The sequence below is a fragment of the Erythrobacter sp. S158 genome (assembly GCF_057364915.1).
In genome coordinates this window covers 1729388-1743004 of record NZ_CP200279.1, presented here as the reverse complement: position 1 = coordinate 1743004, position 13617 = coordinate 1729388, and the positions used below count along the sequence as shown (strand labels likewise).

Here is a 13617-nt window from a genome sequence, read left to right as displayed (position 1 = left end):
TCGGCGTTTGTTCCGCGACCCTTGTTCACCAAGTGTTCCACAGGGTCAAGCAGTTTGTTCCATTTGTGTTCCAATAGTTTCACTTGGCCCTAGATTTTGTGGGTCGATGCCCCTATGTGCGCGGCCTCACTTGTCTGCGAAGGCGAATCACCGCCTGCAACGCCAAGTGAAATTCACATGGAAGGCCACACATACCGGTGCTTGCCGAGCGGGATCTCCGCCAGTTCAAGTTTCCACGGCCTTTCAGAGGAACAACCGGAAAGGAAATACCTATGGCGGCCACTACCGTCACCATGCAGCAATTGATTGAGGCCGGCGCACACTTCGGCCACCAGACCCACCGCTGGAACCCGCGGATGAAGCCGTACATCTTCGGCAACCGCAACGGTGTTCACATCATCGACCTGTCGCAGACCGTTCCGCTGTTTGCGCGCGCTCTCGACTTCGTTGAGCAGACCGTTCGCGCAGGCGGCAAGGTTCTGTTCGTCGGCACCAAGCGTCAGGCTCAGGAGCCTATCGCCGAAGCTGCACGCCAGTCGGGCCAGCACTTCGTCAACCACCGTTGGCTGGGCGGCATGCTCACCAACTGGAAGACCATCAGCGGCTCGATCAAGCGTCTCAAGACCCTTGAAGAGCAGCTTTCGGGCGACACCAGCGGCTTCACCAAGAAGGAAGTCCTCCAGCTCACGCGTGAGCGCGACAAGCTCGAGCTTTCGCTCGGCGGTATCCGCGACATGGGCGGCATTCCGGACGTGATGTTCGTGATCGACGCCAACAAGGAAGACCTCGCCATCAAGGAAGCAGCCGTGCTCGGCATTCCGGTGATCGCAGTGCTCGACACCAACGTCGACCCGACCGGCATCGCATTCCCGGTTCCGGGCAACGACGATGCAAGCCGTGCCGTTCGTCTTTACTGCCAGGCCATCAGCGACGCGGCGAATGCCGGTCGTGGCCAGGCTGTCGAGCAGTCGGGCGAAGATTTCGGTGCATCCGAAACCCCGCCTGCCGAACCGACCGCTGAAGAAGCTCCGGCTGAAGCCTGATCCGACCGGGCGGGTGCGCAACCCGCTCGTCACAATTCAAGACTAGCGCGCCGGGCACGCCTTTGAACGGGTGCTTCCCGGCGCCCCCTAACTTACAAGAGGAAATCACCATGGCTGCATTCTCCGCCGCTGATGTGAAGAAACTGCGCGAAATGACCGGCGCTGGCATGATGGACGCCAAGAAGGCTCTCGAAGAAGCCGCTGGCGATCTTGAGGCAGCGCAGGACGCTCTGCGCGCCAAGGGTCTGGCCGCTGTCCAGAAGAAATCGTCGCGCACCGCGGCTGAAGGCCTTGTTGGCGTTGCCGTTGAAGGCACCAAGGGCGTTGCCGTCGAAGTCAACTCGGAAACCGACTTCGTTGCGAAGAACGACCAGTTCCAGGACTTCGTGCGCAAGACCACGCAGGTTGCTCTCACGCTCGACAGCGACGATGTCGAAGCGCTGAAGGCTGCCGACTATCCCGATGGCGGCACCGTCACCGACAAGCTGACCAGCAACGTCGCAACCATCGGCGAAAACCAGCAGGTTCGCCGCATGCAGACCGTTTCGGTCCTGCAGGGTTCGGTCGTGTCCTACGTCCACAACGCGGCTGCTGAAGGCCTCGGCAAGATCGGTGTTCTCGTCGCTCTTGAAAGCGACCTTGGCGCAGACGTGCTCGAGCCGTTCGGCAAGCAGCTTGCCATGCACATCGCCTCGATGTTCCCGCAGGCTCTCAACGCCGAAGGCCTCGACGCCGAAGTGATCGAGCGTGAACGCAAGATCGCACAGGAAAAAGCAGCCGAAAGCGGCAAGCCTGAGAACGTGCAGGAAAAGATGGTCGAAGGCGCGATCAAGAAGTACGCGAAGGAAAACGCGCTTCTGTCGCAGATGTTCGTCATGGACAACAAGACCAGTGTCGAAGACACCGTCGCCAAGTTCGGCAAGGACAATGGCGGCAGCGTCAAGCTGACCGACTATGTCCGCTACCAGCTCGGCGAAGGCATCGAGAAGGAAGAAAGCGACTTCGCAGCAGAAGTCGCAGCTGCCGTCGGCGGCTAAGCTTTCTTTCAAAGCTATTGGCTAGTTCGAAAAGGCCGTCGCAGCGTTTTGCTGCGGCGGCCTTTTTTGCAGCTGCATTGTAGGCTTAATAGCTTAGTGAACACTCAGTTTGTGGCAGTCCGAATGCGACGGAGCCAGCGTGGATGAAAGATGATTTTGGAGGATGAACGCGCCATCGCTCGCAGTGCCGAATTCTCAACTCTCCGCAACCAGTTCTATGATTTCGCCACGTATCTTCCAGGCGTGTTCGGTCAGGAAGTAGTGCGTCGTCATGTCCACGATTGCCAGTGGTCGGGATTGACTGAACAGGGCACGTGAGCCGCTATACCCTTGGGCTTTCGAATGATTGACCAGTGCCTTGAGATAGGAAGCGACGCTCGGGATGTTCTGATTGATGTATTTCGCCACGACCATTAACTGATCGCGACTGAACTTTGCATCGATATCATCGGTCGGCTCGTGCGGCGAAAGCGAACTGTCCGGCCCGACTGGCACCGGGCTCGCCAGAAAAGCATCGATTTCGGTGAGTGTCAGCGGCGGCATGTCGAGCGTTTTCCTGATGGACCGCCTGCATTTTATGTGCACCAGTTTTTCGGCGCTGCCATATGTCCAGTCCTGTTGGCCGCGGAATTCAACGAGGCGTTTGTAGGCTTCAGTCAGAGGGACCCAACCCATTGTCTGCGACGACTCAATTTCTGAAAGAGGATAGGCAAAGTCATTAGCGACCAACATCGAGTCGAGCCCATTCCGTTCAATGAACTCCAGTTCGGCATAGAGATTGAAGCCGTGCGTATGGCTCAACCAATCGTCGTCACTACACTCCATGAGCCAGCCGAGAATGTGCATATCAGTGCAGGTATCGACCAGGTTCTGCCATGCATCGAGGGGTGTTTCTGCCTGATGGATCTTGCGAGTATGGATATCGGTGGTGAACCTCAAATGTCATCGCCCCCTTAATTCCAAGAAATTCTTTGCAGTAATGCCAAGTGCTATATTTGCTATCATAATCGCATCAATTTAATCGGTTATTGCCGTCTAGTCTCCCCACAGCGCTACGCCGGATAAAGACTAAACAGTCTGATGCCGCCGATTGGAGTTCGAGGTCTCTGCACCATCAGATCACGGCGGCATCCTTTCGATTAGTCATTTGTTTGGAGGCGCGGCTTATGGCTATCAGGCATGAACCGCTTTGCCGTTCCCTTTGTCCTGACTGGGCTTTTCGCGCTTGCGGTCGCGATTGGTTATGAGGAGCCGATTTCGGGCCGCAGGGCGCGCGGGGTGCATTTGCTTGGCCAGTTCCTCGACTTGCTGCTGGTCGAGCCGCTGACGCTTCCGGGTGCGCTGGCTTTCGTGTTCGTGGTGAGCCTGTTCTTCACGCTCGTCATGACCAGCGGAGGGAAGTCGGCCGAGGCGTCCTGACTGCGGCGGAGCGCAAGGCAATCGGGTTTTGCCCTCGCGCCGTTTTCCTACATCGGATCAGTCAGGTATCACCGGCGGCGTTCTTTGACATTGTTGGGCATCGCCGAGCATGCAGCAGGCAAAGTGTCACCTTGGCCGATCTGGAAAGTCACATCTCCTACACTGATATAGGGCGCTATCCCCTGATATACCTTGCGAAATCGGGAATGAGCGTTTTTCCAAAGCACCCCCTTGCGTGTTCCACCCGAAGCTAAAGCAGGCGGTCGCGCTCGATCTCCTCGCCTTGCGGATCGAGCGAGAAGACCATGCCGTCTTCGCCCACCGTGATCTTGCCGTCGAAGGCATCTTCGGCATCGCCGAGGAATGCGGGGTAGAAGAAGGCGTTCGGGATCGGCGGGACGAGGTGCGAGAGGATCAGGTGACGCACGCCGGCGGCTTGTGCGGTTTCGGCGGCTTCCTCTGGGGAGGCGTGATAGTCCAGGATGTCGCGCGTAATGGTCGCAACCGCCTGGTTGCCAGCTTCGTCAAGAGCGCCGGTGAGATGGCCGACCAGGCGCGGCTGAAGCGCGTCGTGAACGAGGATGTCCGCCCCGCGCGCCGCCCTTGCGATGCTGTCCGACTTGGCCGCATCGCCGCTGATCACGATTGAGCGGCCCTTGTAGTCGAAACGGTATCCGACCGAAGGGCGCACCGGGTCATGGTCGACGCGGAAAGCGGTGATCCGTAGACCGTCGTGCTCGATCACGGTGACAGGCTGCTCGCCGATCTCGAACGGGATCGCAGTAAGCCCGCCGCCAGTTTCGGGCACGATCTCGGAGGTGTGGTGTTCCAAGCGGTAGGTCCGGTCGAGCTCGTAGGCACGGTTGAAGCCGTCGACCAGCACGTTTAGCCCCTGCGGACCATGAACGGGCAGGGGCGCGGTCTTGGTGCCTTGCGTCCAGTAGAGAAGCGACAGCGGGCCGATCCCGTCAACATGGTCAGAATGGTAATGGGTGAGGAGCAGGGCGGTGGTTGAAGGGATGAAGTAGCCCATCAGGTTGAGGTTTCGCGCGCCTCCTTCGCCGATGTCGACGACATAGGCCTGATCGCCGGCAACGACGAGGTTGCACGGGCCTGCACGGTCCGGATTGGGAAGGGGCGAACCTGTCCCGCACAAGACGAGGTGCAGCCCGTCGTCAGAGCGAAGATTGTTGGAGACGATCCGCTGTGCGGCAACGCTGGCGAAGACCTGCTCACCGATCTGGCGCTGCATGGTCCACACGAGCACGCCTGCCGAGACCAACACGGCGAGCGTCCCGTACCCGATCACCCTTTTCACCAGCCAGTCTCCCCGCTTTCAAACTTCCCCTTTGCGCGACCTTGCGACCATGTCTAAGGGGAGCGGCACAACAACTCCAACCGGAAATCACCTGTCCATGACCCAACCTGCCGCGATGCCTCCGATCAAGCGCGTCCTCCTCAAGCTGTCGGGCGAGGTGCTGATGGGAGAGCAGGATTACGGGATCGACCCGGCGTATGTGGCGCGGCTTGCCGAAGAAGTGAAGCTGGCACAGGAGGCGGGTCTGGAGGTCTGCCTCGTGATTGGCGGCGGCAACATCTTCCGCGGTGTCGCAGGTGCGGCGCGCGGCCTTGATCGCACCACCGGCGACTACATGGGCATGCTCGCCACCGTCATGAACGCGCTCGCGATGCAGAACGCGCTGGAGCAGGCAGGCGTGCAGACCCGAGTGCAGAGCGCGATCCCGATGTCCTCCGTGTGCGAACCCTACATCCGCCGCCGCGCCGAACGGCACCTCGAAAAGGGCCGCATCGTCATCTTCGCGGCTGGCACCGGCAACCCGTTCTTCACCACCGACACCGGCGCTGCCCTTCGCGCAGCCGAGATGAACTGCGATGCACTGCTCAAGGGCACGAGCGTCGACGGTGTCTATGACAGCGATCCCAAGCACAACCCGGATGCGACGCGCTTTGAAACGATCAGCTATGACCGCGTGCTTGCCGACAACCTCAAGGTGATGGACGCAACCGCGGTTGCGCTTTGCCGCGAGAACGACATTCCGATAGTGGTGTTCTCGATCCGCGAAAAAGGCAACGTTGCCCGCGTTCTGTCGGGCGAGGGCACACAAACGATAGTACAGAAGGACTAACCGATGCCTCAGTATGACAAGGCAGACACCGAGCGCCGGATGAACGGCGCGGTTGAATCGCTCAAGGGTGACCTTTCGGGCCTGCGCACGGGCCGCGCCAACACCTCGCTGCTCGATCCGGTGGTGGTCGAGGTTTACGGCTCGATGATGCCGCTCGCTTCAGTTGCCACGGTCAACACGCCAGAGCCGCGCATGATCAGCGTGCAAGTGTGGGACAAGAGCAATGTGAGCGCGGTCGAAAAGGGTATCACCAAGGCAAACCTTGGCCTCAACCCGATGACTGATGGTCAGACGATCCGCCTTCCGATGCCCGACCTCACCGAAGAGCGTCGCAAGGAATTGGCAAAGCTTGCAGGCCAGTATGCCGAGAAGGCCAAGATCGCGATCCGCAATGTCCGCCGCGACGCGATGGAAAGCCTCAAGACCGACGAGAAGAAGAAGGAAATCTCGGAGGACGATCGCAAGCGGATGGAAGACGAAGTCCAGAAGCTGACCGACAAATACGTCGCTGACACCGACGAAGCGGCGGCGAAGAAGGAACAGGAAATCCTGACCCAGTAAGCGCTCCTGAGAGGGGCCAGGGGATCGAGGAGAGGAACGCTTGGGCGAAGGTCGCGCCAAACATGTCGCCATCATTATGGATGGCAATGGTCGCTGGGCCAAGAAGCGGGGCTTGCCGCGTGCGGTTGGCCATCAGCGCGGTGTCGAAGCGGTGCGCAGGCTTGTGCGCGGGCTCGACCCGATGGCGCTTGATTGCCTGACGCTCTATGCCTTCAGTTCCGAGAATTGGAAGCGTTCAGAAGACGAGGTCGACGACCTCATGAACCTGATGCGCAAGTTCATCAAATCCGACCTTGAAGAGTTCGTCGCGAACGACGTGAAGCTCAAGATCATAGGCAACTGGAAAGCGCTCGCGCCCGACATCGTTGCGATGCTTGAAGACGCATTGGAGCGCACCTCGCGCGGGTCGAAGCTGCTGGCGGTCGCGCTCAATTACGGGGCTCAGGATGAGATCGCCCGCGCTGCGGCACAAGCGGCCGAAGCTGGCGAAATCACTGCGGAGACAATCGAGGCTCAGCTCGACACGGCTGACCTGCCGCCGCTCGATTTGCTGATCCGCACCAGCGGGGAAATACGCTTGTCGAACTTCCTGCTGTGGCAGGCGGCTTATGCAGAGATGCTGTTCGTCGATACGCTTTGGCCGGACTTCAAGCCCGAGCATCTCTCGCAAGCGCTGGACGACTTTGCGCGAAGGGAGCGCAGATATGGCGGGCGCTGATACCAAAGCTAGCAAGGGCGGTTCGGCGATGAGCGACCTGCTTGTGCGCTTCGTCTCAGCGGTCGCGATGCTTGGCGTCGCCTTCATCGCTTTGTGGCTGGGTGGATGGTTCTGGGTTGGCTTCGTGGCCCTTCTTGCAGGGCTGGTCCTGTGGGAGTGGAACCTGCTGGTCAAAGGCTTCAACATCTCGCCAGTGGCAGAGGTCGCGTGGCAGTTCGTTGGGGCGCTCTATGTCGGGGCGGCGGCGCTTGCGATGGTGCAGGTCCGGATCAACTACGACATATGGACCGTGGCGCTGGCCTTTCTGGCGCCTGTGATCGCGGTCGATGTGGGGGCCTACTTCGCAGGCCGCCTGATCGGAGGGCCAAAGATCGCGCCGAGCATCAGTCCGTCGAAGACCTGGGCGGGGCTATTCGGCGGCGCTCTGGCGGCGGGCATCTTCACGGTCGGGATTGAGATCAGCGACCTCGTCGCCACCACGGCGCCCGGATACACGATCGGTGCAATCGGGTTCGCTGCGCTATCCGCTCTTCTTATCGCAGTGATCGCGCAGGCGGGTGACTTCTTCGAGAGCTGGATGAAGCGGCGCGCGGGTGCGAAAGACTCCTCCAGTCTCATCCCTGGTCATGGCGGTATCTTTGACCGTCTCGACGGCTTCATCGCGGTGTACTTCGTCCTGTTTCTGGTCGCCGTCGTACCTTCCTATATCGGATTGCAGTGACATGACCCGCTCGATCACACTTCTGGGAGCAACAGGCTCGATTGGCGCCTCGACGCTCGACCTCGTGCGGCGCAACCCGGATGACTGGCAGGTCGAGGCACTGAGCGCGAATTGCTCTGCAAAGGAGCTGGGCGCGCTGGCCCGAGAATTCGGGGCGAAGGTCGCGGTGGTCGGCGACGAAAGCTGCCTCGGCGATCTAAAAGACGCGCTCGCGGGCTCAGGTGTCGAAGCCGCTGGCGGGTGCGATGCCCTTTGCGAAGCCGCAGCGCGCCCAGTCGACATGACGGTCGCGGCCATCGTTGGCTGCGCAGGGCTTGCTCCGACCATGGCGGCGGTCAGGCGCGGCGGGACTGTGGCGCTAGCCAATAAGGAAGCGCTGGTTTCCGCAGGCGATGTGATGATGTCGGCTGTTGCTGAAAACGGCGCGACGCTGCTGCCCACCGATAGCGAGCACAACGCGATCTTCCAGTGTCTTGCGGGCGGCAAGATCGAGGATGTGGCGCGCATCACGCTGACCGCGAGCGGCGGACCGCTTCGCACTTGGTCGCGCGAGGCAATCGAGGCTGCGACACCGGAGCAGGCGGTCGCGCATCCCAACTGGTCGATGGGCGCGAAGATCAGCGTCGACAGCGCAACGATGATGAACAAGGGGCTCGAATATATCGAAGCCTTTCACCTATTCCCTGTCGGGCTCGATCGCCTACGGATCGTGGTGCATCCCCAAAGCGTGATCCATTCAATGGTCGAGTATCGCGACCGCTCGACCCTCGCGCAGCTGGGCCCTTCCGACATGCGCGTGCCGATTGCATCGTGCCTCGCATGGCCAGAGCGGATGGAGACGCCGCTAGAACCGCTTGACCTTGCAAGCATTGGTGAACTGACCTTCCACGCGCCCGACGAGGAGCGCTTTCCCGCGACCCGCATCGCGCGCGAAGCCATCGAGGCGGGCGGGGGAGCCCCTGGCAGTGCTCAACGCCGCGAACGAAATCGCGGTCGAGGCATTCCTCGCCGGTCAGATTGGGTTCAGCCGCATTACGGCAGTGGCGGAAGCGACGCTGGCGGGCTATAGCGCCGCCGCGCCGGCCAGCCTGGAAGATGTGCTGACGATTGACGCAGAGGCGCGTAACCGCGCCCGCGCCGCCACGGAGAACCTCGCCCTTGTTTGAATCGCCCCCTTTCTGGATGTACTTTGTCGGCTTCCTGCTTTTGCTTGGGCCATTGGTGACAGTGCACGAGCTTGGCCACTATCTGGTCGGGCGCTGGTTCGGAGTTAAGGCAGAAGCGTTCTCGGTCGGCTTCGGCAAGGAAATCGCAGGCCGCACCGACAAGCATGGCACGCGCTGGAAGCTCTCCGCCCTGCCGCTGGGCGGCTATGTCCAGTTCAAGGGCGACATGAACCCGGCAAGCGTCCCCGATCCCAATGCCCCTGCCGAAACAGGCAGCTTTCAGAGCGCATCCTTGTGGAAGCGCGCGCTCATCGTTGCCGCTGGCCCGGTGACGAACCTTGTGGTGGCGATCGCGATCCTCGCTGCATTGTTCTCGATCTACGGGCAGCGCGTTGTCGCTAATCCGGAAAGCTCGACAGAGATTGGCGGCTTCTCCGAAACCTCCGTCGCGCAGGCTTCAGGCATGGAAGTCGGCGACCGCATCATCGCAATCGATGGGCAGAAGGTCGAAACCTTCGATGACATCGTGCGCGAGATTGCCCTTTATCCGGGCCGCGAGATGACCATCGTGGCCGAACGCAGCGGAGACGAGATGGCGTTCGACGTGACCGCTGCACGCGTCACCGAGGAAGACGGCTTCGGAAACAGCCACACCGTCGGCCGTATCGGGGTCGCTCCGGCCGCGCTCGAATACGATTTCCAGCCCGTCTCCATCCTTAAGGCCATCCCGCTCGCTACCTGGCAATGCTGGGACATGACCAAGATGATGGTCACTGGAATCAAGCAGATCCTGTTCGGCGATCGCTCGATCAAGGAGCTGGGCGGGCCAATCAAGATCGCCAAGTTCTCTGGCGAACGCCTGAGCTTGGGGCTCACCGAGTTCGTCTTCTTTGCAGCGCTGATCTCGCTTAACTTGGCGTTCATCAACTTCTTGCCAATCCCCGCACTCGATGGCGGGCATCTCGCCTTCTACGCTGCTGAGGCAATCCGGCGCAAACCGGTCGGGCCTCAGGCAACGGAGTGGGCGTATCGCACCGGCATCGCGATCGTGCTGGCGTTCATGGTTGTGGTAACCGTGAACGACGTGGTCTCGCTGCCGATCTTCGGCAGTTAGAACTGAGCAGCTAACCTCGCTTGCCCTGTCGCTTCGATGCGGCAGTTTGCCGGGGAAAGCGGGCACTCCATCCGGCATTGTGCGTATAGCCTGCTTGATTGCAGGTGACGCATCGGGCACAGGCGGATGACGTTTTGGGACAGGCAGGGCTGACAGGCTCTGCCGCGCGCTTTAAGGGGGCCCTCAGACGGGCGGGGCGCGTTTACGAATACGGGTTGGACGGGAACATACTTTCCATGAATTGATGCGAGAATGCAGGCGCTCAGTCTGTGAAATCCACTTCTGCCAAGTCAAAGGGCGCCAGCGGCCGCTTGGCGTTTGCGCTCACGGGCGCAACCATGCTTGCCGGGGTGCCTTTCACCGCGCTCGCACAGGACGAAGCCGAAGCGCAGGCGCAGACCGCGCCCGAAGCCACTCAGTCAACGTCTGAACCAACGCCTGCCCCCGCTCCCGTTTCGAACACGATCCGCTCAATCAGCGTGACCGGCGCAGAGCGTCTCGAGCCGAGCACCATCCTGTCATACATTCGCCTTCGCGTGGGCCAGGATTATTCGGCCGCAGCAGCCGACCAGGCGCTGTCCGACCTTTACGCGACCGAGCTGTTCGCAAACGCCTCCATCCGAAACCAGGATGGCAACGTCGTCATCACCGTGGTCGAGAACCCGGTGATCAACCGCATCGTGCTAGAAGGCAATGATCGCCTCGACGCCGACAAGATCCTTCCCGAGATCCGCCTCGCCCCGCGCCAGATCTTCACCCGTTCCAAGGTCCGCGCCGACGTTGCTCGTATTGTCGAGCTCTATAAGCGTCAGGGCCGCTTCGCCGCGACCGTCGAACCGCAGATGGTTCAGCTGCCGCAGAACCGCGTCGACGTTGTCTTCGAGATCACCGAAGGGCCCAAGTCCAAGGTTCGCCAGATCAACATCATCGGCAACGAAGAGTTCTCCGATGGTGAGCTTCGCTCGGAAATGGTGACCAAGCAGGCGCGCTTCTTCCGCTTCTTCAGCTCGAACACGTCCTATGACCCCGACCGTCTCGCGTTCGACCAGCAGAAGCTGCGCCAGTTTTATCTGACCGAAGGCTATGCCGACTTCCGCGTCGTCTCGGCCGTCGCAGAGCTGACGCCGGACCAGCGTGACTTCATCATCACCTACGTCGTTGAAGAGGGCGAGCGCTATTCCTTCGGCGACGTCGAGGTTGAAAGCCAGCTGCGCGACTTTGACAGCGATGCCCTGCAGGCCGGTCTCGCGATGAAGTCCGGCGATTTCTACAACGCAGCGACCGTCGAGGACACGGTTGAACAGCTGACCGAGCTTGCTGGCCGCTTCGGTTATGCATTTGCCGACGTGCAGCCGCGCTTCAATCGTAATCCCGAAGACCTGACGATGGATATCACCTTCATCCTGCGTCAGGCGCCGCGCGTTTATATCGAGCGCGTCGACGTGAACGGCAATACGCTCACGCAGGACAAGGTTGTTCGCCGTGAGTTCCGCCTGTCGGAAGGCGATGCCTTCAACTCGCTCGGCGTGGCCCGTACAACTGCGCGTATCAATTCGCTGGGTTACTTCCAGGAGAACTTCGAAGTTAACCAGGTCGAGGGTTCTGCGCCTGACCGTATCGTCCTTGAAGCCAACGTCGAAGAGCAGCCCACCGGTGAACTTCAGTTCTCCGCCGGCTTCTCGTCGATTGAGCGCTTCATCCTTGCAGGTTCCATCCGCCAGCGTAACTTCCGCGGTCGCGGACAGACGATTGGCCTCAGCCTCAACTACTCGCAATTCTCGCGTTCGGCGCAGGTCAGCTTCACCGAGCCCTATCTCTTCGACCGTAACATCTCGGCTGGCGCGGATATCTATCGCCGCGACTTCAACAGCTTCAACTTCACGAACAACGACCGCAACACAACCTTCGAGCAGGGCACTACCGGCGGTGCTGTGCGCGTCGGCGTTCCGCTGACCGAATTCATGTCGCTGGTTGGTAGCTACACGCTCAATTACGACGAGGTCAGCCTCGACGAGAACCTGTTCTTCTCCGACATCGACGGTGATGGAGACGTCGAATGCGATCCGCTTCTGGCCGGTCGCTTCCTGTGCGATGCGCTCGGCAATCGCCTGTCCTCGATCGTGGGTCTCAGCCTGCAGTACAACACGCTGAACTCGCTGCTTCGCCCGACGCGCGGTCGCCGTGTGACGCTCAGCACCGAATTCGCAGGCCTTGGCGGCGACGTGCAGTATCTGCGCTTTCGCGGTCGTGGCCAGCAGTTCTGGAACGTATTCAACTCGGGCTTCATCTTCTCCCTGTCGCTTGAGGGCGGCACGATCATCCCGCTCGAAGAACGCGGCGGAGGTGGGGTGGACGACATCCTCCTCACCGACCGTTTCTTCCTCGGCGAGCCACAATTCCGCGGCTTCGACATTCGCGGCGTAGGCCCGCGTATCCTGACACAGCCATACGTCCTCGATGCGTTCAACAACAACCAGCTCGACGAGGACGGGAATCCAATCCTCATCACCGAGCGCAACCGTATTCGCGACGACTCGATCGGTGGCCGCAACTACTACCTTGGCCGTGCAGAGCTTGAGATCCCGCTCGGGACCGGCGCGCGCGAGCTTGGCCTTCGCCCGTCGATCTTCCTCGATGTCGGCGCGCTATGGGGCGTCGAACAGCCGATCCTTCAGGATAACCCGACCGGCCTTCCGCAGGTCGATGCCAACGGAAACCCGCTGTTCATCAGCACGGATACGGGCCAGCTTACGACCGATCCGCTTGCCAGTGACGGCGTAACCCCGAACACCCGCCTGATCCGCACCAACAGTGCGATCCGCGAAGTCTTCCTGGGCGATTCGCCCAGCCCTCGCATCACGGCAGGTATCGGGGTCAACTGGAACTCGCCCTTCGGCCCGTTCCGTATCGATTTCGCCCAGACGATCCGCAAGGTCGAGGGCGATGACGACAAGACCTTCACGTTCAACGTAGGAACACAATTCTAATGAAGCTTACCTCGAAACTCCTCGCCACCGGTGCGCTCGCAGTTGGCGCGCTCGCTGCAACTGCTCCGGCACAGGCACAGGTCGATGGCCGTGTCGCCACCGCTGACATCAGCCGCGCCATCATCGGCACCACCGCGCTGCAGACCGCGTACAACCAGATCGGCACCACCTACCAGGCGCAGATCGAACAGCGTCAGACCAAGCAGCAGGAACTCACCACGCTGCTTCAGCCGTTCGACACCAACGGCAACGGCCAGCTCGACGAAGCTGAACTGCCTGCCGTGCAGAGCGCGTCGAACTTCGCTCAGATCCAGACGCTTGAGCAGGAAGTCGCCGGTCTCACCAGCCAGGTGAACGCTGCCCGTATCTACGCGGTCGAGCAAATCCTCGCTCAGTATCCGGCAGCTCTCACCGAAGTGACCACGCAGCAGCAGGTCGTTATGGTCCTGCAGCCCGACGTGATCCAGTTCGCCGCACAAGGCGCCGACATCACGCAGCTGATCACCACCTCGCTTAACGCCAAGGTGCCTTCGGTCCAGATCGTTCCGCCCGCTGACTGGCGTCCTCAGCGCCAGACCGCGCAGATCTTCCAGGACATTCAGCAGACGCTCCTGACCGCGCAGATCATTCAGCAGCAGCAACAGCAGCAGCAGGGTCAGGCGCAGGAACCGCAGGCGCCCGCGGGCCGATAAGGCCGCGTTGCG

The 13617-nt window shown here is 60.8% G+C and carries 12 protein-coding genes and 1 pseudogene; 11 read left to right on the top strand and 2 right to left on the bottom strand.

The genetic code is table 11. The features are described from left to right. The first annotated feature begins 272 nt into the window (after positions 1 to 272). Positions 273 to 1043: a 30S ribosomal protein S2 gene (gene rpsB, locus AC0V6T_RS08610; protein ID WP_007163687.1), complete on the top strand. Its 771-nt coding sequence runs from the start codon at positions 273 to 275 to the stop codon at positions 1041 to 1043. A 110-nt stretch (positions 1044 to 1153) separates the two neighbouring features. Beyond that, entirely contained in the window at positions 1154 to 2080 is a 927-nt protein-coding gene (tsf, locus tag AC0V6T_RS08605) for a translation elongation factor Ts (RefSeq protein ID WP_486126046.1), read from the top strand. 195 nt (positions 2081 to 2275) lie between these two features. Here tsf and AC0V6T_RS08600 read toward each other — a convergent pair whose 3' ends face one another. Then, the gene (locus tag AC0V6T_RS08600) at positions 2276 to 3019 is read right to left on the bottom strand and encodes a hypothetical protein (protein WP_486126044.1); all 744 of its coding nucleotides are present in this window, start codon (positions 3017 to 3019) and stop codon (positions 2276 to 2278) included. Positions 3020 to 3259: 240 nt separating this feature from the next. Between AC0V6T_RS08600 and AC0V6T_RS08595 the strand changes: the two genes are divergently transcribed. Next, a complete protein-coding gene (locus AC0V6T_RS08595) occupies positions 3260 to 3499 on the top strand; it encodes a hypothetical protein (RefSeq protein ID WP_486126042.1) in 240 nt (79 codons plus the stop codon). Positions 3500 to 3749: 250 nt separating this feature from the next. Here the strand turns inward: AC0V6T_RS08595 and AC0V6T_RS08590 are convergent, their stop codons facing one another. Continuing rightward, the gene (locus AC0V6T_RS08590) at positions 3750 to 4817 is read right to left on the bottom strand and encodes an MBL fold metallo-hydrolase (RefSeq protein ID WP_486126040.1); all 1068 of its coding nucleotides are present in this window, start codon (positions 4815 to 4817) and stop codon (positions 3750 to 3752) included. 97 nt (positions 4818 to 4914) lie between these two features. Between AC0V6T_RS08590 and pyrH the strand changes: the two genes are divergently transcribed. The 8 genes and pseudogenes from pyrH to AC0V6T_RS08550 all read left to right on the top strand — a co-directional run bounded on the left by pyrH (position 4915) and on the right by AC0V6T_RS08550 (position 13605). Further along, on the top strand, positions 4915 to 5646 hold the full coding sequence (pyrH, locus tag AC0V6T_RS08585; RefSeq protein ID WP_486126038.1) for a UMP kinase: 732 nt from the start codon (positions 4915 to 4917) through the stop codon (positions 5644 to 5646). 3 nt (positions 5647 to 5649) lie between these two features. Further along, positions 5650 to 6207: a ribosome recycling factor gene (gene frr, locus AC0V6T_RS08580; protein ID WP_007163693.1), complete on the top strand. Its 558-nt coding sequence runs from the start codon at positions 5650 to 5652 to the stop codon at positions 6205 to 6207. 76 nt (positions 6208 to 6283) lie between these two features. Continuing rightward, positions 6284 to 6925, top strand: a complete 642-nt coding sequence (gene uppS / locus AC0V6T_RS08575) for a polyprenyl diphosphate synthase (RefSeq protein WP_486128542.1) — start codon at positions 6284 to 6286, stop codon at positions 6923 to 6925. After that, entirely contained in the window at positions 6912 to 7646 is a 735-nt protein-coding gene (locus AC0V6T_RS08570; RefSeq protein WP_486126036.1) for a phosphatidate cytidylyltransferase, read from the top strand. Before uppS ends, AC0V6T_RS08570 begins: the two co-directional genes overlap by 14 nt. Position 7647: 1 nt before the next feature. Continuing rightward, a pseudogene (gene dxr / locus AC0V6T_RS08565) lies at positions 7648 to 8812 on the top strand (1-deoxy-D-xylulose-5-phosphate reductoisomerase). Next, the gene (gene rseP, locus AC0V6T_RS08560) at positions 8805 to 9926 is read left to right on the top strand and encodes an RIP metalloprotease RseP (protein WP_486126034.1); all 1122 of its coding nucleotides are present in this window, start codon (positions 8805 to 8807) and stop codon (positions 9924 to 9926) included. Before dxr ends, rseP begins: the two are co-directional and overlap by 8 nt. Positions 9927 to 10264: 338 nt before the next feature. Continuing rightward, positions 10265 to 12913, top strand: coding sequence for an outer membrane protein assembly factor BamA (gene bamA / locus AC0V6T_RS08555; protein WP_486128540.1), 2649 nt, complete (start codon positions 10265 to 10267; stop codon positions 12911 to 12913). Continuing rightward, positions 12913 to 13605: an OmpH family outer membrane protein gene (locus tag AC0V6T_RS08550; protein ID WP_486126032.1), complete on the top strand. Its 693-nt coding sequence runs from the start codon at positions 12913 to 12915 to the stop codon at positions 13603 to 13605. Before bamA ends, AC0V6T_RS08550 begins: the two co-directional genes overlap by 1 nt. Positions 13606 to 13617: the final 12 nt, after the last annotated feature.